The 25,469-nt window shown below is 72.6% G+C and carries 20 protein-coding genes and 1 pseudogene; 12 read left to right on the top strand and 9 right to left on the bottom strand.

The window, feature by feature from the left end; genetic code table 11:
* Positions 1-70: 70 nt before the first annotated feature.
* Positions 71-1,540: a PucR family transcriptional regulator gene (locus A8W25_RS11380; RefSeq protein WP_067159304.1), complete on the bottom strand. Its 1,470-nt coding sequence runs from the start codon at positions 1,538-1,540 to the stop codon at positions 71-73.
* Positions 1,541-1,696: 156 nt separating this feature from the next.
* Between A8W25_RS11380 and speB the strand changes: the two genes are divergently transcribed.
* From speB to A8W25_RS11355, 5 genes are all read left to right on the top strand, one after another.
* On the top strand, positions 1,697-2,686 hold the full coding sequence (gene speB, locus A8W25_RS11375) for an agmatinase (protein WP_067159301.1): 990 nt from the start codon (positions 1,697-1,699) through the stop codon (positions 2,684-2,686).
* A gap of 73 nt (positions 2,687-2,759) precedes the next feature.
* The gene (locus tag A8W25_RS11370) at positions 2,760-4,445 is read left to right on the top strand and encodes a thiamine pyrophosphate-binding protein (protein ID WP_067159298.1); all 1,686 of its coding nucleotides are present in this window, start codon (positions 2,760-2,762) and stop codon (positions 4,443-4,445) included.
* Positions 4,446-4,620: 175 nt separating this feature from the next.
* Positions 4,621-5,613, top strand: coding sequence for a serine hydrolase (locus tag A8W25_RS11365; protein WP_420708434.1), 993 nt, complete (start codon positions 4,621-4,623; stop codon positions 5,611-5,613).
* A gap of 7 nt (positions 5,614-5,620) precedes the next feature.
* Positions 5,621-6,013 carry a hypothetical protein gene (locus tag A8W25_RS11360; protein ID WP_067159295.1) on the top strand — a complete coding sequence of 131 codons (393 nt, stop codon included), beginning with the start codon at positions 5,621-5,623 and terminating at the stop codon, positions 6,011-6,013.
* Between the two features lie 128 nt (positions 6,014-6,141).
* Positions 6,142-7,584, top strand: coding sequence for a S28 family serine protease (locus A8W25_RS11355; protein WP_067159292.1), 1,443 nt, complete (start codon positions 6,142-6,144; stop codon positions 7,582-7,584).
* Positions 7,585-7,641: 57 nt separating this feature from the next.
* On the opposite strand, the gene A8W25_RS11350 is transcribed toward A8W25_RS11355, so the two are convergent.
* The 4 genes from A8W25_RS11350 to A8W25_RS11335 form a co-directional block, all read right to left on the bottom strand.
* Positions 7,642-8,229, bottom strand: a complete 588-nt coding sequence (locus A8W25_RS11350) for a hypothetical protein (RefSeq protein ID WP_067159289.1) — start codon at positions 8,227-8,229, stop codon at positions 7,642-7,644.
* A gap of 60 nt (positions 8,230-8,289) precedes the next feature.
* The gene (locus tag A8W25_RS11345) at positions 8,290-10,110 is read right to left on the bottom strand and encodes a glycoside hydrolase family 3 protein (protein WP_067159286.1); all 1,821 of its coding nucleotides are present in this window, start codon (positions 10,108-10,110) and stop codon (positions 8,290-8,292) included.
* Between the two features lie 411 nt (positions 10,111-10,521).
* Positions 10,522-11,328, bottom strand: a complete 807-nt coding sequence (locus A8W25_RS11340) for an SDR family NAD(P)-dependent oxidoreductase (protein WP_067159284.1) — start codon at positions 11,326-11,328, stop codon at positions 10,522-10,524.
* Between the two features lie 175 nt (positions 11,329-11,503).
* The gene (locus A8W25_RS11335; RefSeq protein ID WP_067159281.1) at positions 11,504-12,571 is read right to left on the bottom strand and encodes a LacI family DNA-binding transcriptional regulator; all 1,068 of its coding nucleotides are present in this window, start codon (positions 12,569-12,571) and stop codon (positions 11,504-11,506) included.
* A gap of 281 nt (positions 12,572-12,852) precedes the next feature.
* Between A8W25_RS11335 and A8W25_RS11330 the strand changes: the two genes are divergently transcribed.
* The 5 genes and pseudogenes from A8W25_RS11330 (at position 12,853) to A8W25_RS11310 (ending at position 17,309) form a co-directional block, all read left to right on the top strand.
* Positions 12,853-13,989: a Gfo/Idh/MocA family protein gene (locus A8W25_RS11330; RefSeq protein WP_067159277.1), complete on the top strand. Its 1,137-nt coding sequence runs from the start codon at positions 12,853-12,855 to the stop codon at positions 13,987-13,989.
* Entirely contained in the window at positions 13,986-15,140 is a 1,155-nt protein-coding gene (locus A8W25_RS11325; protein WP_067159273.1) for a dihydrodipicolinate synthase family protein, read from the top strand. The genes A8W25_RS11330 and A8W25_RS11325 overlap by 4 nt, the downstream gene beginning before the upstream one ends.
* Positions 15,137-15,991: a sugar phosphate isomerase/epimerase family protein gene (locus A8W25_RS11320; RefSeq protein ID WP_067159270.1), complete on the top strand. Its 855-nt coding sequence runs from the start codon at positions 15,137-15,139 to the stop codon at positions 15,989-15,991. The genes A8W25_RS11325 and A8W25_RS11320 overlap by 4 nt, the downstream gene beginning before the upstream one ends.
* Before the next feature lie 56 nt (positions 15,992-16,047).
* A pseudogene (locus A8W25_RS11315) lies at positions 16,048-16,536 on the top strand (GNAT family N-acetyltransferase); the annotation flags it as partial.
* Positions 16,537-16,544: 8 nt separating this feature from the next.
* Complete coding sequence (locus A8W25_RS11310; protein ID WP_067161041.1) at positions 16,545-17,309, top strand: sugar phosphate isomerase/epimerase family protein; 765 nt, start codon at positions 16,545-16,547, stop codon at positions 17,307-17,309.
* A 266-nt stretch (positions 17,310-17,575) separates the two neighbouring features.
* Here the strand turns inward: A8W25_RS11310 and A8W25_RS11305 are convergent, their stop codons facing one another.
* Positions 17,576-17,926 carry a hypothetical protein gene (locus A8W25_RS11305; protein WP_067159267.1) on the bottom strand — a complete coding sequence of 117 codons (351 nt, stop codon included), beginning with the start codon at positions 17,924-17,926 and terminating at the stop codon, positions 17,576-17,578.
* Positions 17,927-18,044: 118 nt separating this feature from the next.
* Between A8W25_RS11305 and A8W25_RS11300 the strand changes: the two genes are divergently transcribed.
* Together A8W25_RS11300 and A8W25_RS11295 are read left to right on the top strand one after the other, a co-directional pair.
* Positions 18,045-20,297, top strand: a complete 2,253-nt coding sequence (locus A8W25_RS11300; RefSeq protein WP_067159264.1) for an ATP-dependent RecD-like DNA helicase — start codon at positions 18,045-18,047, stop codon at positions 20,295-20,297.
* A gap of 179 nt (positions 20,298-20,476) precedes the next feature.
* Positions 20,477-21,766 carry a citrate synthase gene (locus A8W25_RS11295; protein WP_067159261.1) on the top strand — a complete coding sequence of 430 codons (1,290 nt, stop codon included), beginning with the start codon at positions 20,477-20,479 and terminating at the stop codon, positions 21,764-21,766.
* A 410-nt stretch (positions 21,767-22,176) separates the two neighbouring features.
* On the opposite strand, the gene A8W25_RS11290 is transcribed toward A8W25_RS11295, so the two are convergent.
* From A8W25_RS11290 to A8W25_RS11280, 3 genes are all read right to left on the bottom strand, one after another.
* Positions 22,177-24,435, bottom strand: a complete 2,259-nt coding sequence (locus A8W25_RS11290) for a heavy metal translocating P-type ATPase (RefSeq protein ID WP_079126039.1) — start codon at positions 24,433-24,435, stop codon at positions 22,177-22,179.
* Positions 24,436-24,592: 157 nt separating this feature from the next.
* Positions 24,593-24,904, bottom strand: coding sequence for a heavy-metal-associated domain-containing protein (locus A8W25_RS11285; protein WP_067159256.1), 312 nt, complete (start codon positions 24,902-24,904; stop codon positions 24,593-24,595).
* A 133-nt stretch (positions 24,905-25,037) separates the two neighbouring features.
* Positions 25,038-25,241, bottom strand: coding sequence for a helix-turn-helix transcriptional regulator (locus A8W25_RS11280; RefSeq protein ID WP_067159252.1), 204 nt, complete (start codon positions 25,239-25,241; stop codon positions 25,038-25,040).
* Positions 25,242-25,469: the final 228 nt, after the last annotated feature.

Here is a 25,469-nt window from a genome sequence, read left to right as displayed (position 1 = left end):
CTCCTTCTGACGGTGGCGGCGGCTTGGCTAAGCGCTTGCTCAGAGATTGAAATACGAAGTTACCCGGCGGTCACTCGCACTGTCCAGAGTGAGCCTCAGCACTTCCCGGCGCACTCCGGAGCGCGAGCCACAGCTCGGTGCGGACGTCCATGTCGTCCAGGTCCGCGTCCAGCAGCGCCGCGCAGCGGGCCAGGCGCTGGCGGACGGTGTTGCGGTGCACGCCCAGGGCCACCGCCGTGCGGTCCCAGCTGCCGTGCAGCGAGAGCCAGGTGCGCAGGGTCGTGAGCAGCGGCTCGGCGAGCGGGGCGAGCAGGTCGCGGGCGTACGCGGCGGCCTCCGCCGGGTCCACCAGCGCGGCGTAGCCGCCGGTGCGGTGGCGCACCAGCGGCGAGCGGGTGGCCTCGGCCCGGCGCAGGGCCCGGGCCGCCTGGGCGTCGGCGGCGGCCAGCTCCCCGGCCCCGACGGGCGCGCTCGCCCCCAGCGTCCAGCCGGGGCGCGGGCCCACCTCCTGCCCGCCCGGGACGAGCACGCGCGCGTGGCCGTCGCCCGCCTCTACCAGCGGGCTGCCGAGGTCGGGCGGCGCGCCCTCGCCGCGCGCGTGGACGACGGTCCACGGCGCCTCGCCGAGCAGCGGCGCGACCTCGGCCGGGGCCGCTCCCAGCAGCAGCCGCACCAGGGCGGCCGACCGGGCCGTCTGGCCCGCGCCCGGCCGTTCGGCGGTGAGCAGCGACAGCAGCACGGAGGCGGCCCCGGCGATGGTGTGGTCGCCGCCCTCGCGCCGCTCGGTGACGGTCCCGAGCGCGAGGCCCCGCGCCCCGGCCAGGGCGTACGCGGCGAGCTGCGCGCCGCCCGAGGTGTCGCTCGCGGACGTGGGGGGAGCGGCCGGGGCTCCGGGCCGCGCCGGCTCGGGGCCGGCCCCCGGGGAGACGACCGCCGCCAGATGCCGCAGGGCCGCCCGCGCCCGCTCGGACGGCTCGGGGCCCGCCGAGCGCACCACCGCCCCCTCCGGGTCGAGCAGCGCCGCCCAGCCGCCCAGGCGTGTCGCCAGCTGGTGCAGCACCGCCGGAACGGGGTCGGGGTGGGCGGCGGCCGAGGCGAGGGCCTGTTGGGCCCGGGAGACCCGGCGCAGCTCGTGGTGGCGGGCCTCGGTCAGCAGGCCCCACACCGCGCGGGCGATCGCCGTGAACGTGGTCGGCGGCGGCACCTCCACCAGCGGCAGCCCGTGCCGCTCGCAGGCGGCGACCAGCCCGGCCGGGACGGTGTCGTACACCGGCGCGAGCCCGAAGCCCAGCGCGGCCGCCCCGGCCTCGGCGACCCGTGCCGCGTACCGCCCGGGGTCGGTGAGCTGCACGCCCGCCGTCAGCAGCAGCTCGCCGCCGAGCAGATACGGATACGGGTCGGCCATCTCCGAGGCGTGCACCCCGTGCACGGCGGCCTCCGGCGGCCCGGCGATGTGCCGCAGGCCCAGGTCCGCGCGGGCAAGGAGGGCGGAGAGCGGGACGGGAGTGGTGGGCGGGGCCGCCGCGGGCTCGGCAGGCATGGGCACTCCGTACATCAGAGGGGCCGTAAGTGGAGGAAACGTACACTTCAGTATCGCTGGACGGCCACCTAGGGTGGCGAGCGTGGGCCGCACCGGCCCGGAGGAACCACGGGCCGTCGGGCCCGTACGCAGGCCGATCACGAAGGGCACTCCGACATGAGCAGCAACGAAACGCCGCGCGGTCCGATCGACTCGTCCCGCATCCCGCGGTACGCCGGCCCCGCGACCTTCGCCCGGCTGCCCCGCCTCGACGAGGTCGGCACCGCCGATGTCGCCGTGGTCGGTGTGCCCTTCGACAGCGGTGTCTCCTACCGCCCGGGCGCCCGCTTCGGCGGCAACGCCATCCGCGAGGCCTCCCGGCTGCTGCGCCCGTACAACCCGGCACAGGACGCCTCGCCGTTCGCGCTCGCCCAGGTCGCCGACGCCGGTGACATCGCGGCCAACCCGTTCAACATCAACGAGGCCGTGGACACCATCGAGGCCGCCGCCGACGACCTGCTCGGCACCGGCGCCCGGCTGATGACGCTCGGCGGCGACCACACCATCGCGCTGCCGCTGCTGCGCTCGGTCGCCAAGAAGCACGGCCCGGTCGCGCTGCTCCACTTCGACGCGCACCTGGACACCTGGGACACCTACTTCGGCGCCGAGTACACCCACGGCACCCCGTTCCGCCGCGCGGTCGAGGAGGGCATCCTCGACACCGAGGCGCTCTCCCACGTCGGCACCCGCGGCCCGCTCTACGGCAAGCAGGACCTGACCGACGACGAGAAGATGGGCTTCGGCATCGTCACCTCGGCCGACGTCTACCGCCGCGGCGCCGACGAGGTCGCCGACCAGCTGCGCCAGCGCATCGGCGACCGCCCGCTGTACATCTCGATCGACATCGACTGCCTCGACCCGGCGCACGCCCCCGGCACCGGCACCCCGGAGGCGGGCGGCATGACCTCCCGCGAGCTCCTGGAGATCCTGCGCGGCCTGGCCTCCTGCAACCTGGTCTCGGCCGACGTCGTCGAGGTCGCCCCGGCGTACGATCACGCCGAGATCACCTCGGTCGCGGCCTCGCACACCGCGTACGAGCTGACCACGATCATGAGCCGCCAGATCGCCGCGAGCCGCGCCGAAGGCACGGGGCAGACCGGGAAGTGACCTTCACCTGCCGCCGGGCGGCTGACGTTTCGGCTGCCCGGCGGCAGGCCCGGCTCCGGGGAGAGGACGCGAAGTGACCCACGACCACCACGACTTGGTGCTTCGACCCACGCCACGCCAGACGCAGGCGGCCCTCGATCCGCCGCCCGGCCGCATCGGCGGCGACCTCGTCGTCGAGACCCTCCAGGGACTCGGCGCCACCACCGTCTTCGGGTTGCCCGGCCAGCACGCGCTCGGCGTCTTCGACGCCCTGCGCCGCTCCGACCTGACCTTCGTCGGGCTGCGGATGGAGAACAACGCGGGCTTCGCCGCCGACGCCTACGGGCGGATCACCGGCGAGGCGGCCCCGCTGCTGCTCTCCACCGGGCCCGGCGCGCTCACCTCGCTGGCCGCCCTCCAGGAGGCGGCCGCCGCCTCCGCCCCGGTCGTGGCCATCTCCTCCCAGGTCCCGGTGGCGGGTCTGGGCGGCGGCCGGCAGGGCCATCTGCACGAGCTGCGCGACCAGGCGGCGTCCTTCCGCGACGTCGTGAAGTCGGTGCACCCCGCTCGTACCCAGTCCCAGATCCCGTCGGCGATCGCCGCCGCCTGGGAGTCCGCGCTGACCGTCCCGCACGGCCCGGTCTGGGTGGAGATCCCCGAGGACGTGCTCCGCGCCGAGACCGTGATCCCGCAGGTCACGGGCGTGGACGCGACCCCGCACGAGCTCGCGCCGCGCCCCGAGCTGACCGCCCTCGCGGCCCACTGGCTGGAGAACGCCGCCCGTCCCGTGATCATCGCGGGCGGCGGTGTCGTACGGTCCGACGCCTCCGGCAAGCTCCGGCAGCTCGCCGAGCGCCTGAACGCCCCCGTCGTCACCACCTTCGGCGGCAAGGGCGCCTTCCCCTGGAACCATCCGCTCTCCCTCCAGTCCTGGCTGGAGGACCGGCACATGACCGACTTCCTGGAGGACGCCGACGTCCTCCTCGTCGTCGGGTCGGGCCTGGGTGAGCTGTCCTCGAACTACCACACCTTCTTCCCCGGCGGCCGGGTGATCCAGATCGAGGCCGACCTCGGCAAGCTGGAGTCCAACCACACCGCCCTCGGCATCCACGCCGACGCCCGGCTCGCCCTCCAGGCCCTTCTGGAGACCGTCGGCGAGCGCCAGGACCCGTACGCCCCGGCCCGGGTGCAGATGGTCCTCGCCGAGGTCCAGGCCCGCCTCGCCGGCCAGGACCTGGACCTTGAGCAGTCGCTCCTGGCCTCGATCCGCTCGGCGCTGCCGCCCCGCTCCCCGTCCTTCTGGGACATGACGGTCCTCGGTTACTGGGCCTGGTCGGCCTTCGACGCCGGGCACCCCAACACCATGCACTCCGCCCAGGGCGCCGGCGGCCTCGGCTACGCCTTCCCGGCCGCCCTCGGCGCGGCCGTCGCCGAGCCCGGCACCCCCGTCCTCGCCGTCTCCGGCGACGGCGGCGCCATGTACTCGATCGCCGAACTCGCCACCGCCCGCCAGCACGATCTGGACGTCACCTGGCTGATCGTGGACGACGGCGGCTACGGCATCCTGCGCGAGTACATGACCGACGCCTTCGGCCGCGCCACCGGCACCGAGCTGGCCCGGCCCGACTTCACCGCCCTTGCCGAGTCCTTCGGCGTACCGGCCGCCCGCACCACCCCGGAGAGCCTCGCCGCCGACCTCGCCAAGGCCCTGGCCACCCCCGGCCCCTCGGTGCTGGTGCTGCCGGCCGTGCTGAAGATGTTCGCCCCGACTCATCTGTGATGCCCGTATCTGGCCCGTAACCGTCCGGTATCGGTCGGTAGGTGTCCGCCAGTGACAGAGCTGTGACAGAGTTCAACGATTTCGAGGCACAACTTTCCCGTCCTCGACGAGTCATCTCAGGTGGGCGCGCCACGGTGGTGCGCCCACCTCACGACTTACAGGGGACGGGGACGCTTTGCCCAGACAACTCCGCACAGCCCGGATATCCCGCCGCGCCCGCCGCGGCGCGCTCTCCGTGGCGGTCGCCGCGGGCGTGCTCGCGCCGGTGGCCGCGGGTGCGGCGCCGGCCGCCGCCGCGACGACGGTGAGCTGCACCTCCGCCAAGGCCGGTCTCGCGGCCAAGCTGTCCAAGGACATCACCTCCGCGCTCAGCGGCCGTTCGTCGCTGACGGCCGTGGCGCTGTACGACCGCTCCACCGGCACCAAGTGCGAGCTGCGGGCGACCGACACCTTCGACTCCGCGAGCGTGGTCAAGGCCACCGTGCTCGCGACGCTGCTGTGGGACGCGGGCAAGCAGCACCGCTCGCTCACCTCCAACGAGCGCGCCCTGGCCACCAGGATGATCACCGAGTCGCACAACGAGTCGACGTCGGCGCTGTGGAAGCAGCTCGGCACCTCCAAGGTGTCCGGCTTCCTCAAGGCCGCCGGGATGACCCAGACGACGCCGGGCGCCGACGGCTACTGGGGCCTGACCCGCATCACCGCCCGCGACCAGGCCAAGCTGCTCGCGCTGCTGACCTCCCGCAACTCGGTGCTCAGCGACGACGCCCGCGAGTACGAGCTGGGCCTGATGAACCGCGTCATCGCCAGCCAGCGCTGGGGCACGCCCGCGGGCGTCCAGGGCGGTACGACCGTGCACGTCAAGAACGGCTGGCTGCCGCGCGCCACGCACGGCTGGCGGGTGCACAGCATCGGCGCCTTCACGGACGGCGGCCACGACTACGCCCTGGCCGTCCTCACCGAGGACAACAGCTCGATGGACCAGGGCGTCAACACCATCGAGGCCGTCGCCCGCGCGGTCCACGCGAACCTCGGCCGCCCGGCCGAGGGCGGCAAGCCCTGGCACCCGCCGAAGTGGCAGCGGCCGACGGTGGCCAGCGAGGCCATCCCGCCGGTGCCCGAGGCCCCCGCGGGACGCGACCTCGTCTCGGTGGTCCCGAGCCGCTGACGCGTCCGTGTCCCGCACCGCGAACCCGCCGCAGGTCGGACCGGGTCTGGCCGTCCTTGTGGCGACGGCTGCCCTGGCCGTGCTCGGGCCGGGCGCGGGAAGCGCCGACGCGGCGGCCTCGTGCGGCGGACGGCAGGTCAAGACGGTCCGGTTCGCCACCGGCGAGCTGCGCGTCTACAAGACGCACGGCTACGCGTGCGCGGTCGCGATCGCCAAGTCGCCCGGTGCCCGGCGCCAGATGTCGGTGACCATCCAGGCACGCGGCGGCGGCCCGGTCTCGGACAGCGGCCGGTTCACCCGGCAGGCGGGCCCGGTCTCGGTGCACGCGATCAACCGCTGTGTACGGGCCTCGGGCTCGGTGGCGGGCAGCGGCGGCTCGACGGGCTGGATCCTGTGCTGAGACGGCCCTGAACAAAGGATGACAACGCTGCCATAGTGCCCGGTGATTCAACTGGGTCTGGTCGCACAGGTGTTGCCCCCGCTAGGTTCACGACGATCGCGTCACGTCGTGACCCCAGGGGAGAGTGCATGCGCAAGACGCTCAGATGGCTTCTTTCGCTCGTCGTGCTGATAGGCACGGTGAGCGTGGCGGGAGCCGCGGCAGGGGCGGCCACCGCCGCCGAGCCGGACCTCGCCGTGCCGGACCTCGCTGTGCCGGACATCAAGGACCGCATCCTGGCGATACCCGGGGTGAGTCTCATCGAGGAGAAGCCGTACCCCGGCTACCGGTACTTCGTCCTCAACTTCACCCAGCCCGTGGACCACCACAACCCGGCCGCCGGCACCTTCAAGCAGCGGATCACCCTGCTGCACAAGGACACCGCCCGCCCCACCGTCATGTACACCAGCGGCTACAACGTCTCGACCAACCCGAGCCGCAGTGAGCCGACCCAGATCGTGGACGGCAACCAGGTCTCGGTCGAGTACCGCTACTTCACCCCGTCCCGGCCCGCCCCGGCGGACTGGGGCAAGCTGGACATCTGGCAGGCGGCCAGCGACCAGCACGCCATCTTCGAGGCCCTGAAGCCGGTGTACGGCAAGAACTGGCTGACGACCGGCGGCTCGAAGGGCGGGATGACGGCGACGTACTACAAGCGCTTCTACCCCAAGGACATGGACGGCGTGGTGGCCTATGTCGCCCCCAACGACGTCGTCAACAACGAGGACTCGGCGTACGACCGCTTCTTCAAGAACGTCGGCACCAAGGAGTGCCGCGACAAGCTGGAGGCGGTGCAGCGCGAGGCGCTGGTGCGCCGCAAGCCGCTGGAGCTCAAGTACGCGGAGTACGCGAAGGCCAACGGCTACACCTTCATCACGACCGGCTCGCTCGACAAGGCGTACGAGGCGGTCGTCCTCGACTATGTGTGGGGGTTCTGGCAGTACAGCCTGCTGGCGGACTGCGCCACCATCCCGGCGGACGCGCCGCACGCCACCGACCAGGCGATCTGGGACTCGGTCGACACGATCTCCGGCTTCTCCTTCTACACGGACCAGGGCCTGGAGCCGTACACGCCGTACTACTACCAGGCCGGCACCCAGCTCGGCTCGCCCACCATCGGGCAGCCCTGGCTCGGCGACCTGAGCCGCTACGGCTACCAGCCGCCGCGCCACTTCGTCCCGCGCTCCATCCCGATGCGCTTCCAGCCCATGGCGATGGTGAACGTGGACACCTGGGTGCGCCACCACGCCCAGAACATGCTGTACGTGTACGGCCAGAACGACCCGTGGGGCGCGGAGCGCTTCCGCCTGGGCTCCGGGGCGCGTGACTCGTACGTGTACACGGTCGCGGGCGGCAACCACGGCTCGAAGGTCGCGGGCCTCGCCGCCCAGGAGAAGGCGACGGCGACGTCGGCGATCCTGCGCTGGGCGGGCCTGCCCGCGACGACCGCGTCCAAGGCCAAGCCGCTGGCGGCCTTCGACGCCCGCCTCGACCGCCAGTCCATCGAGCGCGAGCCGACGCTGCGGCCGTAGGAGCGGCCGGATGTTCGTCCGCGGGCCGGTGGGTGGTCGCTCGCGGACGAACACGATTCACAGCCGCCGCGCGCACCCGACCCCCGCCGAACCCCCCGGCAGCTGCACATACAGCGCCGTGGAGGCGGGGCAGTCCAGCCGGTACGGCACCGCGGAAGTGACCCGGTACTCAGGGGGGTTGGGGCCCGACCCGTCGCACGGCGTCTCCTTCACCTGGTCCGCCCCTGCGTGGTACACGCAGTCGCCCACCACCGTGAAGGGGCCGCCGCCCATCCCCGGGTCGCCGGGGTGCGGCGCCTCCAGGTTGCGCATACAGGCGTAGCCGGAGGCGCCCTCGCCCCCGATGTACAGCACGAAGTCCGTGGTCAGCGGGCAGCCCGCCGCCCCGGCCGCCCTGGTCCCCGCCCGGCGCACCGAGACCCGGGCCACCGCCCGCTCACTGGTGCAGGGCACCTCGCTGAACGCCTGGCCGCGCGCCGCGCAGTCCCCGGCCCCGAGGAAGGTGGCGCCGTAGGACGGAGTGGCGGGCGAGGCCGGGGGAGCCTGGGCGGCCGGTGCCCGCTGGCAGCCGGTCAGAAGCAGCGTCCCGGCCCAGAACGCGGCCGAAACGGCCCGAACCAGTCTTGTGGCACCGTACTCGTACATGTCCGACCCCCCGCTCCAGCGTGACCGCTCACGCGGAGAACACGCCAGAGGGCCCGGGGGTTATCTCCGGTACGACAGCCCGTACCCGATCGGATACAGCACCCGGGCCGGATCGTCCTCGCGCATCACCGCCACCGGCAGCCGCCCGGCCGGTTCGGCCCGGCCCGCCAGGACCCGTACCGCCGCCCGCAGTTCGACGTCCGTCCAGGAGTAGGTGGCGAGCGAGGCCGTGTACCCGCCGAGGTGGGCGATGTCGTACGGGTTGCGGATCGCGAGGTGCACCACCGGCACACCGGTCGCGCCGAGCGCCGCCACCAGCCGGGCCTGCGCCCCGCCCGCCCCCGCGTTGTACGTGCCCACGACCACGGCGTCCCTGTCGCGCGCCGCCGCCACCGCCGCGTCGATCTGCGCCTGCGAGGGCAGGGTGCCGGTCGACAGCGCGGTCGCGGTGAAGCCGAGTTCGGTCAGGGCCTTGGCCAGGACGGTCGTCGGGGGCCCGGTCGTCCCGGAGGGCGAGGCCGGGTCCGCGCCCACCACCAGCACCTCGCGATGGCGCCGCCGCGACAGCGGGAGCAGGGAGCCCGTGTTGACGAGCAGCGTCGTCGTCCGCTCGGCCACCGCGTCGGCGGCGGCGAGGTGCGGCCGGGTGCCGACCACCCGGTCCACCTCGGCGTCCGAGACGTACGGATGGCTGAACAGACCCCGTCGCTCCTTGAGTTCGAGCACCCGCAGGATCGACGCGTCGAGCCGGGCCTCGCTGAGCTCGCCGCTGGTGACCGCCGCCATCACCCCGTTCCACGCCACCGCCAGGTCCGGCGGGTTGAGCAACTGGTCGGCCCCGGCCTTCAGGGCGAGCACCGGCACCCGGTCGTCGCCGTACTTGTCCCGGACGCCCTGCATGCCCAGCGAGTCGGTGACGATCACTCCCCGGTAGCCGAGCTCCTCGCGCAGGATCCCGGTGAGGATCGGGTGCGAGAGGGTCGCCGGGTCGTTGCTTGCGTCGAGCGCCGGGAACTGGATGTGCGCGGTCATGACCGAGTCGATTCCGGCGGCGACGGCGGCCCGGAACGGCGGCGCGTCCAGCTCCTCCCACTGCTGCCGGGTGTGGGTGATCACCGGGATGCCGGTGTGGCTGTCGACCGTGGTGTCGCCGTGCCCGGGGAAGTGCTTGGCGGTCGCCGCGACCCCCGCCTCCTGGTAGCCGTGCACCTCGGCCGCCACCAGCCGGGCGACCGCCGTCGGGTCGGCGCCGAAGGAGCGCACCCCGATGACGGGGTTGGCCGGGTTGACGTTCACATCGGCGTCGGGGGAGTAGTTCTGCCGGATCCCCAGTGCGCGCAGCTCGGCCCCGGCGACGCGGCCGAGCGTCCGGGCATCGCGCACCGACGCTCCGGCGCCGATCGCCATGGCGCCGGGGAAGAGGGTGGCGGGGCGGCCGACCCGGCACACGATGCCGTGCTCCTGGTCGGTGGCGATCAGCAGCGGTACGGGAGTGGGCTGGGACAGGCCCGCGCGCTGGATGCCGTTGGAGAGGGCGGCGATCTGGTGCGGGTCGCGGGTGTTGTGCGCCCAGGTGAAGTAGATGATCCCGCCGACGTGGTACTTCGCGATGAGCTCGGCGGCGCTGCGCACACCCATCTCGCTCATGTTGGCGTCGATGTCGGCCTGGTCGGGCGCGGTGGCGGAGTGTCCGTACACCCGCATCACGAAGAGCTGGCCGACCTTCTCGGCCAGGGACATCCGGGAGACGATCCGGCGCAGCCGGCCGTCGGGGGCGCGCGTCGCCTCGGCGTACGCGGGGAGCGCGGGGCCGACGGCGGCCGCGGCGGCCGTCGCGGCGGCGGTGGCGAGGAGGGTGCGTCTGGAGGTGCGGTGCGACACGGGCACTCCATCCCTAGGTCTGGAAGAAACTTCCAAACCGAACGGATAACCGGAAAGTTATTGCCGGTCAAGGGGGCGCGCACCGCCCGGTGCGGAATCCGGGCCGGAACCGGGCAAGGGGCCGCCACCGGCGCAGTCGGAGGGGGGCGCGCCGGTGGCGGCTGTGCTGCCGGCCGCAGGCGGTTGGAGAGGGGTGGTCGGCCGTTCGCAGCCAGCAGCGAGGACCGACACCGCTCTGCGGAGACTCACCGGCAGTACGGCACTTGGACGGAGCCCGTCACCGAGGGGTTCCCGGCCCCGGCCCGTTCCGGGAAACAGGTACGCGACCGGCCGCCGGGGGCGGGTGGTTCGGGTGGGCCGGGGCGGACGGGCCGGCGGCGCCCGGGACCGCGCCCGCCCCGTCCACAGGGGTCACACCGCCTTCAGATACCCCCCGTCCACCACGAAGTCCGCCCCCGTCGTGCTGCCCGACCTCGGGGAGGCCAGCAGGACCACCGCGTCGGCTATCTCCTGCGGGGTCACCAGACGGCCCGTGGAGACGTTCATCATCTGGGGGGCCAGGGTGTCCATCACCGTGTCGCGGTCCGAGCCCGCCATCGCCGCGATGACGTCGGCCGCGCCGCCCTCCTCGGTCCACCACGCCGTCCGCACCGCACCCGGCGAGACCGTGTTGAAGCGGACGCCCTGCGGCGCGTACTCCTCCGACAGGACCTTGGTGAAGTTGCTCAGGGCCGCCTTGGCCGCGCCGTACTCGGCGTTGCCGACCGCGGGCTGACGCGCCAGGCCCGTGGAGACGTTGACGACGGCGCCACCGCCGTCGGCGAGCAGATGCGGCAGGGCCGCACGGACCGCCCGTACCGCCGAGAACAGATTGAACTCGAACATCGAGGACCAGTCCGCGTCCCCCGCGTCCGTGAACGAGGTGCGCGGCAGCGTCACGCCCGGCGGCGGGCCGCCCGCGTTGTTCACCAGGACGTCCAGGCCGCCGAACTCCTCGACGGTACGGGCCACCACGCGCGCGGGGGCCTCGGGATCCATGAGGTCGGCAGGGACGTGGACGAGCTCGGGGCGGGCCAGCTTCTCCAGCTCCGGGCTGGTGCGGCGGGAGACCGCGACCACGCGCGCGCCCTCGTCGAGCAGGGTGCTCACCACCGCCAGACCGATGCCCTTCGAAGCGCCGGTGACGAGCGCGGTACGGCCGGAAAGGTGCAGGTCCATGGGGGTCTTCTCCTCGGGGTGCGGCCCTCGCCCCGGACGGGCGAACCGGAGGCCGTACCCACGATCCTGGTTCGCCGCGCCCCTGCCCGCTGGCGGGAATCCGGCACCGAGTTCCGCCCCTGCCGAAGCCCCCGCCGAAGCCCCACGAACCCCTCCGCGGCCCCTCGGGCATCCGCTACGCGCGCGTGGGTCCCGTCGAGCCCCGGACCATCAACTCCCCGTGCACCGTGGCGATCCCGCCCGGCGGCACCGGCTCCTTGCCCATCGCGAGCCGGCCCGCCCGAGCCCCCGCCTCGTACAGCGGCAGCCGTACCGTCGTCAGGGCGGGGACCGCGTCCGTGCTGAACGGGAGGTCGTCGAAGCCCGCCACCGAGACGTCGCCCGGGATGGACAGACCGCGGTCGCGCAGGGCCGCGCAGGTACCGAGCGCGACGGTGTCGTTGGCGGCCACGACCGCCGTCAACGTCGGGTCGAGGCGCAGGAGTTCGACGGTCGCGTCGTAGCCGGAGCGGCGGTCGTAGGAACCGTGGACGAGCGGTCCGGGCGCCACGCCCGCGTCCGCGAGCGCCGCCAGGTGGCCCTCGACGCGGTGCCGGGTCGTGGTGCGCTCCTCGGGGCCCGCCACATAGCCGATGCGGCGGTGGCCGAGCGCGAGCAGATGCTCCGTCAGCCGGCGGCCGCCGCCCCGGTTGTCGAAGGTGAGCGTGGCCGCGACCGGCCCGGCGGCCCGTGCGTCGGCGCCGGGCCCGGACGTCACCAGCGGCGGCCGCCCGCACAGCACGATCCGCGCCCCCGCCTCCGCGAGCCGCCCCAGCTTGGCCGCGACCGCCGCCGCGTGCTCGGGGTCCTCCAGGGCGCCGCCGGTGAGGATGACGGCCGCCGCGCGCTGGCGCTGGAGCAGGGTGAGGTAGGTGAGTTCGCGCTCCGGCGAGCCGCCCGTGTTGCAGACCACGGCCAGCTTCTCGCGGGCCCCGGGGCCGCCGCCGATCTCGGACTGGGCCGCGCCCGCCATGATCCCGAAGAAGGGGTCGGCGATGTCGTTCACGAGTATGCCGACCAGGTCGGAGGTGGCGGCGGCGAGCGAGCTGGCGGGCCCGTTCAGGACGTAGTCCAGCTCGTCCACGGCCCGCAGGACGCGTTCGCGGGTGGCCGCGGCGACCGGGTAGTTGCCGTTGAGCACCCGCGAGACGGTCGCCGGGGACACCCGGGCGCGCGCCGCCACATCCGCCAGGGTCGCTGTCATCTCTGCCTCCGGGCACGTCTGTTGTGGGCACAGGGGGTGGTCCGCCGCGCGCCTCTTGTCGGCGGCGCTGTGCGCAGGCTAGCGTCCCCCTCGATAGAAAGCGCTTGCTACGCCTGTTACCAGTAGATCACCGCTGGATCACCGCGCTCCGACCGCCATGGCGGAAGGGGCTGATGGGATGGAGGGGACTTCAGATGACACCGACGCCCGCAGGCCGCACGACACCGGCGTCCGCACCACGCACGGCACCGGCGTCCGCACGCCGGACCGTGCGGATCGCCATGAACGGCGTCACCGGCCGCATGGGCTACCGCCAGCACCTCGTACGCTCCCTGCTCGCCCTGCGCGACGAGGGCGGCCTGGACCTCGGCGACGGCACCGTCCTGTGGCCCGAACCCGTCCTGGTGGGCCGCCGGGAGTCCGCGCTGCGGGCCATCGCCGAGCGCCACGGCCTCGCCCACTGGTCCACCGACCTGGACGCCGTGCTCGCCGACGACACCGTGGAGATCTACTTCGACGCCCAGGTCACCTCCGCCCGCCAGGACTCCCTGGCCAGGGCGATCGCCGCGGGCAAGCACGTCTACACCGAGAAGCCCACCTCGACGGGCCTGTCCGGCGCCCTGGAGCTGGCCCGGCTCGCCCGGGACGCCGGGATCAAGCACGGCGTCGTCCAGGACAAGCTCTTTCTGCCGGGCCTGCTGAAGCTGAAGCGGCTGATCGACGGCGGCTTCTTCGGGCGGATCCTGTCGGTGCGGGGCGAGTTCGGCTACTGGGTCTTCGAGGGCGACTGGCAGAGCGCCCAGCGCCCGTCCTGGAACTACCGCGCCCAGGACGGCGGCGGCATCGTCGTCGACATGTTCCCGCACTGGGAGTACGTGCTGCACGAGCTCTTCGGCCGCGTCACCTCCGTACAGGCGCTGGCGGCCACGCACGTTCCGCAGCGCTGGGACGAGAGCGGCAAGCCGTACGACGCGACCGCCGACGACGCCGCGTACGGGATCTTCCAGCTGGAGGGCGGCGCGGTCGCCCAGATCAACTCCTCCTGGGCGGTCCGGGTGCACCGCGACGAGCTGGTCGAGTTCCAGGTGGACGGCACCGAGGGCTCGGCGGTGGCGGGGCTGCGCACCTGCCGCGTCCAGCACCGCGCCGCCACCCCCAAGCCGGTGTGGAACCCGGACCTGCCCGCGACCGAGTCCTTCCGCGAGCAGTGGCAGGAGGTGCCGGACAACACCGGCTCCGACAGGGGCTTCGACAACGGCTTCAAGGCGCAGTGGGAGCTGTTCCTGCGCCATGTGGTCCTCGACGCCCCTTACCGCTGGGACCTGCTCGCGGGCGCGCGCGGGGTGCAGCTGGCCGAGCTGGGGCTGCGCTCCTCGGCCGAGGGCCGCCGCATCGAGGTGCCGGAGATCGCGCTGTGAGCCTGCTGCTGCCGCGCGCGGACGGGGTGCTCGTCCCCTACGAGCCGCGCACCGACCCGGTCGTCGTCGCGCCGGGCGGCCCGCCCCTGACCCGTACGGTCTTCTCGGCGGCGCACGTCGTCGCCGACCCGTACGCCGACACCGCGCCCGAGGGGCCCGCGGCCGTCGACTGGGAGACCACGCTCGCCTTCCGCCGCCATCTGTGGTCGCACGGGCTCGGGGTCGCGGAGGCGATGGACACCGCGCAGCGCGGGATGGGCCTGGACTGGGGCTCGGCCGCCGAGCTGATCCGGCGCTCGGCCGCGGAGGCGCGGGCGGTCGGCGGGCGGATCGCGTGCGGGGCGGGCACCGACCAGCTCCTCCGGGCCGCCTCCCTGCCGGAGGTGACGGCCGCGTACGAGGAACAGCTCGCCGTCGTCGAGGGCGCCGGCGCCCAGGCGATCCTGATGGCCTCGCGGGCGCTGGCGGCGGTGGCGCGCGGCCCGGAGGACTATCTCGCCGTCTACGGGCGGCTGTTGGAGCAGACCGCCCGGCCGGTGATCCTGCACTGGCTGGGCCCGATGTTCGACCCCGCGCTGAGCGGCTACTGGGGCTCGCCGGACCTGGACACGGCCACCGGGGCGTTCCTCTCGATCGTCGCCGCCCACGCCGGGAAGGTCGACGGGGTGAAGGTGTCGCTGCTCGACGCCCGCCGGGAGGTGGAGCTCCGACGGCGGCTGCCGGACGGTGTGAAGTGCTACACGGGCGACGACTTCCACTACCCCGAGCTGATCGAGGGCGACGAACAGGGGTTCAGCCACGCCCTGTTGGGGATCTTCGACCCGCTGGGCCCGGTGGCGGCGGACGCGGTGCGGGCGCTGGACGCGGACGATCCCGCGGGCTTCCGCGAGCGCCTGGACCCGACGGTCGCGCTCGCCCGGCACCTCTTCGGGGCGCCGACCCGCTACTACAAGACCGGGGTCGTCCTGCTCGCCTGGCTGGCGGGCCACCAGGACCACTTCACCATGGTCGGCGGTCTCCAGTCGGCCCGCTCGCTGCCGCATCTGGCGCGGGCGTACGAACTCGCCGACGGTCTGGGCCTGTTCCCGGACCCGGAGGCGGCCGCCTCCCGTATGCGCGCCCTGCTCACGGTCCACGGAGTCACCTCATGAACCGCCCGCACCTCGCCCGCCTCAGCATCAACCAGATGACCGTGAAGCAGCTCACGCTGCCCGAACTGGTCCGCGCCTGCGCCGAGTCGGGCGTGCCGGGCGTCGGGCTGTGGCGCGAGCCCGTGCGGGCGTACGGGGTCGAGGCGGCGGCGCGGCTGGTGCGGGACGCCGGGCTGAACGTCACCACGCTGTGCCGGGGCGGCTTCTTCACGGCGAGCGAGCCCCACGCGCGCGTACGGGCGCTCGACGACAACCGCGAGGCCATCGACGAGGCCGCGGCGCTGGGCACCGACACCCTGGTGCTGGTCTCGGGCGGACTGCCCGGGGGCAGCCGGGACCTGGCCGGGGCGCGGGAGCGGGTCGCGGACGCGCTGGCCGAGCTCGCCCCTTACGCGCGCGTCCGGGGCGTACGCCTCGCGATCGAGCCGCTGCACCCGATGTACGCCTCGGACCGCTGTGTCGTCTCCACCCTCGGCCAGGCCCTGGAGCTCGCCGAGCGGTTCCCGGCGCGGGAGGTGGGAGTCGTCGTCGACACCTACCACCTCTGGTGGGACGACCGGGCCCCGGCGGCGGTCGCCCGCGCCGGGGCGGGCGGCCGTATCCACTCCTTCCAACTGGCGGACTGGATCACGCCGTTGCCCGCCGGGGTCCTGACCGGGCGCGGCCAGCTCGGGGACGGCGTGATCGACCTCGTGGCCTGGTACGAGCGGGTGGCCGCGGCGGGCTACACCGGCCCCGTGGAGGTCGAGCTGTTCAACGAGGAGCTGTGGGGGCGCGACGGCGCGGAGGTGCTGAGGGAGACGGTGGAACGGTTCGCGTCGGTCGTGCCGCCGGAGTCCTCCGTACGGTGACGTCCGCCCGGCATACTGGCCCCGTGGCCGACACTCACTCCGCCTCCGCCCGCCCCGAGCCCGTCCTGCGGGACCCCCGTCCGGGGGACCTGGGCTGGATCGTGGAGCGGCACGGCGCGCTGTACGCCGCCGAGTACGGGTGGAACACCGACTTCGAGGGGCTGGTCGCCGGGATCGTGGCGGCCTTCGCCCAGGACCACGACCCGCATCTGGAGCGCGTCTGGATCGCCGAGCTGGACGGGCGCCGCGCCGGGTCCGTGATGTGCGTGCGCGACGACGCCCCGGCCACCGCGCGGCTGCGGCTGCTCCTGGTGGAGCCGCAGGCCCGGGGCCACGGCCTCGGCGACCGGCTGGTCGCGGAGGTCGTCTCCTTCGCCCGCGAGGCGGGGTACCGCGAGCTGGTGCTGTGGACCAACGACGTGCTCGGCGCCGCCCGCGCGCTCTATCTGCGCCACGGCTTCACCCTCGTCGCCGAGAAGCCGCACCGCTCCTACGGCGCCGACCTGGTCGGCCAGGACTGGCGGCTCGGCCTGGCGGACCGGTGAACGGCGGGGTGCGGTACGCCTTCTCCACCCTCGGGGTGCCGGGCCTGCCCGTCACCGAGGTCGTCCGCCTCGCCGTCGCGCACGGCTACCAGGGCGTGGAGCTGCGCGCCCACCCCGAGGAGCCGGTCCACCCCGGCATCGACGCCCGCCAACGGGCGGCGGTGGCGGCCGAGTTCGCGGCGCACGGCGTCCGTGTGCTCACCGTCGCCGGGTACGCGCGCGTGGCCGACCCCGACGACGCCGAGCGGCTCGACGCGCTGGTGGACCTCGCCCACGACCTCGGCGCCCCGTACGTACGCGTCTTCCCCGGCGGCCGGGGCGGCCCGGAAGACGACGGGGTCGCCGTGCGGCGGCTGCGGTCGGTGGCCGCGCTCGCCGCCGACCGGGGGGTGCGCGTCCTGCTCGAAACACATGACTCCCACCGCACGGGCGCGGCCGTCGCCCGCGTACTGGACCGGGTCGGCGCGCCCTCGGTCGGCGCGCTGTGGGACGTGCTGCACACCTGGCTCGGCGGCGAGAGCCCGGCCGACACCTACGCGGCGCTCGCCCCGCATCTCGGATACGTCCAGGTGAAGGACGTCGCCTCGGCCCAGGACACCACCCCGCTGCCGCTGGGGGCCGGGGTGCTGCCGCTGGCGGAGGCGCTGGCGCCGCTCGGCCCCGACGGCTGGCTGTGCTGGGAGTACGAGAAGCGCTGGTATCCGGACGCGGCGGGGCTGCCCGCGCTGCTGACCGCGGGGCGGGAGCGGCTGGCCGCTCTGCTGCGCCCCTGACCGGACGCCGGCCGGGGAGGGAAAAGGGGAGGGAATCGAGGGGCCCGGTCATACGGACCGGGCCCCCTTGAATTCCCGCCGCCGCACCCCGCGAAGCCCGTCCTTGCGGCCGAAGGCCCGTTCCGCCGGGGAAAGTTATCCACAGGCGTGCCGCGGTGTCCGAGCCCACCGGTAGCGTCGGATCATGTCCAATCTCGCGGTGCTCGAAGGGGTCCTGGAGCGGATCCCACCTCACCAAGCCAAAGTGACCTGGATCACTCAAGGGTTCAGGCGGGGTCGCCGCTGTGCCCGAAGACGAGCGCAGCCTTGACTGTGTCGAGGTGATCGGGGCATGAGAAGTATGCCTTCCGCTTCCGGAACAGCCCCCGTGACGTGGAGATACGGTGTGTTGCCCAGGCTGGACCCACATGAAACGACTCCGTCTCAGGGTCCACGTAGGTGCACCCCTGGATGTCGCACGGAGGCGGGTCGCTCTGGAACGGGTCGATCATGTGCCAGCCCATTCGCAGCACATCGCGTGTGGCGATACCGCTGATCTTCATTTGCTCGGAAGTCATGTACTGGACCTCCTGGGTGACGACTATGCGGCCGTGGATGAGTTCTTGGTCGGCAGGCATGGGCGGACCCTACTCAGAGGGCGTCCCCGTGCGGACCCCATTGGGAGATCAAGCCGCCGCTGTCGGTAGCGGGCGATAGCCTCCGAGGGATCGCAGGTACAGGATGAGCAGGTGAGGCATGCCCAGTAGGGGAGTTGGCTCGAAGCAGGGCAGCCGCGAAGGCGTTTGTGAAGTGACTGGTGTCCTCGAGCGGATCACCTACGCCAACGAGGAGAACGGCTACACGGTCGCCCGGGTCGACACCGGGCGCGGCGGTGGCGATCTCCTCACGGTGGTCGGCTCGCTGCTCGGCGCGCAGCCGGGCGAGTCGCTGCGGATGGAGGGCCGCTGGGGCTCCCACCCGCAGTACGGCAAGCAGTTCACCGTGGAGAACTACACGACGGTCCTGCCCGCCACCATCCAGGGCATCCGGCGCTATCTCGGCTCGGGCCTGATCAAGGGCATCGGCCCCCGTATCGCCGACCGCATCGTGGAGCACTTCGGCACGGACACGCTCGACATCATCGAGCAGCAGCCCAAGCGCCTCGTGGAGGTGCCGGGCCTGGGCCCCAAGCGCACCAAGCTCATCGGGGCCGCCTGGGAGGAGCAGAAGGCCATCAAGGAGGTCATGGTCTTCCTCCAGGGAGTCGGCGTCTCCACCTCCATCGCCGTGCGCATCTACAAGAAGTACGAGGACGCCTCGATCTCCGTGGTGAAGAACCAGCCCTACCGGCTGGCCGCCGACGTCTGGGGCATCGGCTTCCTCACCGCCGACCGCATCGCCCAGGCCGTCGGCATCCCGCACGACAGCCCGGAGCGAGTGAAGGCCGGCTTGCAGTACGCACTGTCCCAGTCCACCGACCAGGGCCACTGCTTCCTGCCCGAGGAGCAGCTCATCTCGGACTCGGTGAAGCTCCTCCAGGTCGACACGGGCCTGGTGATCGACTGCCTGAGTGAGCTGATCACCGAGGAGGGCGTCGTCCGAGAGCCGGTCCCCGGGCCGCCGGGCGGGGCCGAGCGGGTCCACGCCGTCTATCTGGTCCCCTTCCACCGCGCCGAGCTCTCTCTCGCCGCCCAGGTCGTCCGGCTGCTGCGGACCGGCGAGGACCGGATGCCGGGCTTCCAGGACGTGGACTGGGACCGGGCCCTGTCATGGCTGGCCGGGCGCACCGGCGCCGAGCTCGCCCCCGAGCAGCAGGAGGCCGTGCGGCTCGCCCTGACCAGCAAGGTCGCGGTGCTCACCGGCGGCCCCGGCTGCGGCAAGTCCTTCACCGTGCGCTCGATCGTGGAGCTCGCCCGGGCCAAGAAGGCCAAGGTGGTGCTGGCCGCGCCCACCGGCCGCGCCGCCAAGCGGCTCGCCGAGCTCACCGGCGCCGAGGCGTCGACCGTGCACCGCCTCCTTGAGCTGAAGCCGGGCGGCGACGCGGCGTACGACAAGGACCGCCCGCTCGACGCCGACCTGGTGGTGGTCGACGAGGCCTCGATGCTCGATCTGCTGCTTGCCAACAAGCTGGTGAAGGCGGTCGCGCCGGGTGCGCACCTGCTGCTGGTCGGGGACGTGGACCAGCTGCCCTCGGTCGGCGCCGGCGAGGTGCTGCGGGACCTGCTCGCCGAGGGCGGGCCGGTGCCCAGGGTCCGGCTCACCCGGATCTTCCGCCAGGCCCAGCAGTCCGGCGTGGTCACCAACGCCCACCGCATCAACTCCGGTGTCCCGCCGCTCACCCAGGGCCTCAGCGACTTCTTCCACTTCGTGGAGGAGGAGACCGAGGACGCCGGGCGGATCGCGGTGGACGTGGCCGCGCGGCGCATCCCCGCCAAGTTCGGCCTCGACCCCCGGCGGGACGTCCAGGTGCTCGCCCCGATGCACCGCGGTCCCGCGGGCGCCGGAAACCTCAACGGCCTCCTCCAGCAGGCCATCACCCCGGCCCGCCCCGACCTCCCGGAGAAGCGGTTCGGCGGCAGGGTGTTCCGGGTGGGCGACAAGGTCACCCAGATCCGGAACAATTACGAGAAGGGCGAGAACGGTGTCTTCAACGGCACCGTCGGCGTGGTGACCGCGCTCGACTTGGACGAACAGCGTCTGACGGTGCTGACGGACGAGGACGAGGAGGTGCCGTACGACTTCGACGAACTGGACGAGCTGGCCCATGCGTACGCGGTGACGATCCACCGCTCGCAGGGCAGTGAGTATCCGGCGGTGGTGATCCCGGTCACCACCGGCGCGTGGATGATGCTCCAGCGGAACCTGCTCTACACGGCGGTGACCCGCGCCAGAAAACTCGTCGTACTGGTGGGGTCCCGCAAAGCGATCGGCCAGGCAGTGCGTACGGTTTCCGCAGGCAGACGCTTTACCGCACTCGCTCACCGGCTGTCAGGGGGCACCTTGGTGTGAAACATCACCTGGGGCTTCCAGAACCGGGGCGAAGGGGGCAGGATGAGCAGGTTGACGGCACTGAGTGCCGCTAATAAGCCCAATGGGCGACCCCGAGTGCACTCTGCTGAGCCAAATGGGGGATGGTAGAGACAGTCAGGGCACCTCGAAGAAGAGGCACTACGTCGGTGAGGGATGACGTGAGCGACAACTCTGTAGTACTGCGGTTCGGCGATGGCGAGTACACCTACCCGGTGATCGACAGCACCGTCGGCGACAAGGGCTTCGACATCGGGAAGCTCCGGGCCCAGACCGGTCTCGTGACCCTGGACAGCGGATACGGCAATACCGCCGCCTATAAATCCGCCGTCACCTACCTCGACGGCGAGCAGGGCATCCTGCGCTACCGCGGCTACCCGATCGAGCAGCTCGCCGAGCGCTCGACCTTCCTGGAGGTCGCGTACCTGCTCATCAACGGTGAGCTGCCGACGGTCGACCAGCAGTCGACGTTCAAGAGCGAGATCACCCAGCACACGCTGCTGCACGAGGACGTCAAGCGCTTCTTCGACGGCTTCCCGCGCGACGCCCACCCGATGGCGATGCTGTCCTCGGTCGTCTCCGCGCTGTCCACCTTCTATCAGGACAGCCACAACCCGTTCGACGAGAAGCAGCGTCACCTCTCGACGATCCGTCTGCTCGCCAAGCTTCCGACGATCGCGGCGTACGCGTACAAGAAGTCGATCGGCCACCCGTTCGTCTACCCGCGCAACGACCTCGGCTACGTCGAGAACTTCCTGCGGATGACGTTCTCGGTCCCGGCGCAGGAGTACGAGCTGGACCCGGTCGTCGTCTCGGCGCTCGACAAGCTGCTCATCCTGCACGCGGACCACGAGCAGAACTGCTCGACCTCCACCGTGCGTCTGGTCGGCTCCTCGCAGGCGAACATGTTCGCCTCGATCTCCGCCGGCATCAGCGCCCTGTGGGGCCCCCTGCACGGTGGCGCCAACCAGTCGGTCCTGGAGATGCTGGAAGGCATCCAGGCCAACGGCGGCGACGTCGACTCCTTCATCCGCAAGGTGAAGAACAAGGAGGACGGCGTCCGTCTGATGGGCTTCGGCCACCGGGTCTACAAGAGCTTCGACCCGCGCGCCAAGATCATCAAGGCTGCCGCGCACGACGTCCTGTCGGCCCTCGGCAAGTCCGACGAGCTGCTCGACATCGCGCTGAAGCTGGAAGAGCACGCGCTCTCCGACGACTACTTCGTCTCGCGCAACCTGTACCCGAACGTGGACTTCTACACGGGTCTGATCTACCGCGCGATGGGCTTCCCGACCGAGATGTTCACGGTCCTGTTCGCGCTCGGCCGGCTGCCGGGCTGGATCGCCCAGTGGCACGAGATGATCAAGGAGCCCGGCTCCCGCATCGGCCGCCCGCGCCAGATCTACACGGGCGAGGTCCTCCGCGACTTCGTCCCGGTAGAGGCCCGCTAGTCGCTCCGCGAGGAGCAGGTTTTCGGCTGCGGACCGTGCGTGGCTGGTCCCGCGGTTCCCGCGCCCCCAGGGGGCCGGGAGCGTCCGGAGCCGAATCCCCGACGCATATAGAAGCGCCCCGCCCACCAATCCCCCCACGGGTTGGCGGGCGGGGCGCTTCCCCTATACCCGGTGCGGATTCCCCCCACGGGATCCGGCCGGGAGTCCGGCGGTCTGCCGGGGTACGTACGTAACGGGTGGGCCGCTCAAAGCTCCCCGTTGTACGTGCCCCGGCCAACGCGCTGCCTGGAACGTCCCCCAAGACATTCCATGGACGTCCCCCAAGACGTCCTCGGCATCGACCACTTAGACTCCCGAACCGGCCCGATGGTTACCTCATAATCTCTGTGATCTAGCTCTCTTTGTGGAGATCAGGTGAAGGAGCGCAACCGTAGGCTGTTGGTTACCACGAAGACCGACGAGAACGCCATAGCCGCGCCCGCGATCATAGGGTTCAGCAGGCCCGCCGCGGCGAGCGGAACCGCGGCCACGTTGTAGCCGAAGGCCCAGAACAGGTTGCCCTTGATGGTCGACAGGGTCCGCCGGGAGAGCCGGATCGCGTCGGCCGCGACCCGCAGATCCCCCCGAACGAGGGTCAGGTCGGACGCCTCTATCGCCGCGTCCGTGCCGGTGCCCATCGCCAGGCCCAGATCGGCGGTGGCCAGCGCGGCCGCGTCGTTGACGCCGTCGCCCACCATCGCCACCGAACGGCCCTCGGCCTGGAGCCGCTTGACCACGTCGACCTTGTCCTCGGGGAGCACCTCGGCGTGGACGTCCTCGGCGGGGATCCCGACCCGGGCCGCCACCGACTCGGCCACCGCCCGGTTGTCCCCGGTCAGCAGCACCGGCCGCAGCCCGAGGCCGCGCAGCAGCGACACCGCCTCGGCGCTGGTCTCCTTGACCGCGTCGGCGACGGTCAGCACGCCCTTGGCGGCGCCGTCCCAGGCGACCACGACCGCCGTGCGCCCCTCGGCCTCGGCGGCCTCCTTGGCGGTCGCCAGCGCGGCGGGCAGCTCGACGCCCCGGCCCACGAAGACCTCGCGTCCCTCGACCACGCCCTCCACCCCGCGCCCCGGCAGGTTCAGGAACGACTCGGGCACGGGCAGCTCCCCGGCCCGCTCGGCGGCGCCGTCCGCGATCGCGCGGGCGATGGGGTGCTCGGAGGCGTGCTCCAGGGCGCCCGCGTAGCGCAGCACCTCCTTGTCGTCGGTGCCCTCGGCCGCGTACACGTCGTACAGGGTCATCCGGCCCGTGGTGACCGTGCCGGTCTTGTCGAGGACGACGGTGTCGACGCGGCGGGTGGACTCCAGGACCTCGGGGCCCTTGATGAGGATGCCGAGCTGGGCGCCGCGGCCGGTGCCGACCATCAGGGCGGTCGGGGTCGCGAGCCCCAGGGCGCACGGGCAGGCGATGATCAGGACCGCGACGGCGGCCGTGAAGGACGCCGTGACGTCGTCGGTGGCGAGCAGCCAGCCCACCAGCGTGGCCAGCGAGACGAGCAGCACGATCGGGACGAAGATGCCGGAGATGCGGTCGGCCAGGCGCTGGACCTCGGCCTTGCCGTTCTGCGCGTCCTCCACCAGACGGGCCATCCGGGCCAGTTGGGTGTCCGCGCCGACCCGGGTCGCCTCGACGACCAGACGGCCGCCGACATTGACGGTGGCGCCGGTGACGCCGTCGCCCGCGCTCACGTCGACGGGGACGGACTCGCCGGTCAGCATGGAGGTGTCCACGGCGGATGCGCCCTCCACCACCGTCCCGTCGGTCGCGACCGTCTCGCCGGGCCGCACCACGAACCGGTCGCCGGTCCGCAACTCGCCGATGGGAACGCGTACTTCGGTGCCGCCGCGCAGGACGGCCACGTCCTTGGCGCCGAGTTCGAGCAGCGCCCGCAGGGCCGCGCCCGCCTTCCGCTTGGAGCGGGCCTCCAGATAGCGGCCCAGCAGGATGAAGGTGACGACCCCGGCGGCGACTTCCAGGTAGATGGTGGACGCGCCGTCCGCGCGGCTGACGGTGGCGTCGAAGCCGTGGCGCATCGCGGGCATCCCCGCGTCACCGAAGAACAGTGCCCACAGCGACCAGAGGAAGGCGGCGAGGGTGCCCACGGAGACCAGGGTGTCCATGGTGGCCGAGCCGTGGCGCAGATTGGCCCAGGCGGCCCGGTGGAAGGGCAGTCCGCCCCAGACGACGACCGGCGCGGCGAGCGTCAGGCTCAGCCACTGCCAGTTGTCGAACTGGAGCGAGGGGACCATGGCGAGCAGGACGACGGGCGCGGCGAGCAGGGCCGAGACCTGGAGCCGCTGCCGCAGCGCGGCGAGCGCCCGCGCCGCACGGCTCCCGGCGGCGCCCTCGGCCTCCGCCCGCGCGTCGGCGCGGGGTGCGCCGGGCTCCGGCCGGTGCGCCTCCGGGGCGGTCAGGGGCTCGGCCGCCGCGGACGGCGGGGGCTCCGGCGGTGCCAGGGACTCGGCGGTGTACCCCATCTTGACGACGGTCGCGACCAGACCGGCCACCTCGACCCCGTCGCCGAAGGCGACCTTCGCCTTCTCGGTCGCGTAGTTGACGGTCGCCTCGACCCCGTCCAGCCGGTTCAGCTTCTTCTCGATACGGGCCGCGCACGAGGCGCAGGTCATGCCGCCGATGGTCAGCTCGACCGTCTGTGTTTGCACAGTGTGCGTTTCCACCGTGTGCGTTTCCACCGTGTTCGTTTCCACGTGGGCTCCTGAAAAGAGACCGGGCCGTACGGCGCGGATGCGCTCGACGTACGGCCCGGAAGAGGAAGATCGGGCCTCAGGCCCGGCCGACCAGCTCGAAGCCGGCCTCGTCGACGGCCGCGCGGACGGCCTCGTCGTCCAGCGGCGCGGCCGAGACGACGGTCACCTCACCGGTCGCGGCGACGGCCTTCACCGATCCGACCCCCGCGATCTCGCTGATCTCGCCCGACACGGCGCCCTCGCAGTGCCCGCAGGTCATGCCGGACACCCGGTAGACGGTGGTGACGGAGCCGACCTGGACGTCGGCCGGGCCCTCGCTGTGGCAGGAGCCGGCGGGCGAGCAGCAGGAGCCGGTCGTGGCGGTGGCGGCTTCGGTCTCGGCGGTCATGGGGTTCTCCTCTTCGGGGCGGTACGGATCCATGGTGCACCAGAGGGTCACGGGAAGCCCGAGGCCCACTGACAGGATCCACGTTATACCCCTAGGGGGTATTAATCCAGTACCCCCCTCCGCCTCCCCCCAGTCAGTCGTTCGCCCTGCGGCTGCGGTTCCCCGGGCGGCGCGCGACCCAGGAGCGGATGGTGTCGGCGTACCAGAAGGGCTTGCCGTTCTCGACGAGGTCGGGGGCGGGCAGCAGCCCGTGTTTGCGGTACGAGCGGACCGTGTCCGGCTGTACGCGGATGTGTGCGGCGATCTCCTTGTACGACCAGAGCCGTCGGTCGGTCATGGTGGGCACCTCCCTGCGTGCGCCGCAGCGGCGGTCCGGCGGCCGTCGGGGGAGCTGGGCGCGGGCACTTGACGATCACTCAGCCTGTGCCCGTTGAACGACGGAGAGTGAAGGCAGGGGTGCGGCTGTCGACTCTCTGTGACGCAAGACCCGCGTAATGGAGACATGTGTGACGGGAAGGGGACGGTTGTGACAGGGGTGATGAATGGGACGTCCGGGAGGGGCCGG

Origin of the sequence: Streptomyces sp. ERV7, assembly GCF_001653515.1 — a bacterium.
GTDB lineage: Bacteria > Actinomycetota > Actinomycetes > Streptomycetales > Streptomycetaceae > Streptomyces.
This window is presented reverse-complemented; position numbering and strand designations above follow the sequence as displayed.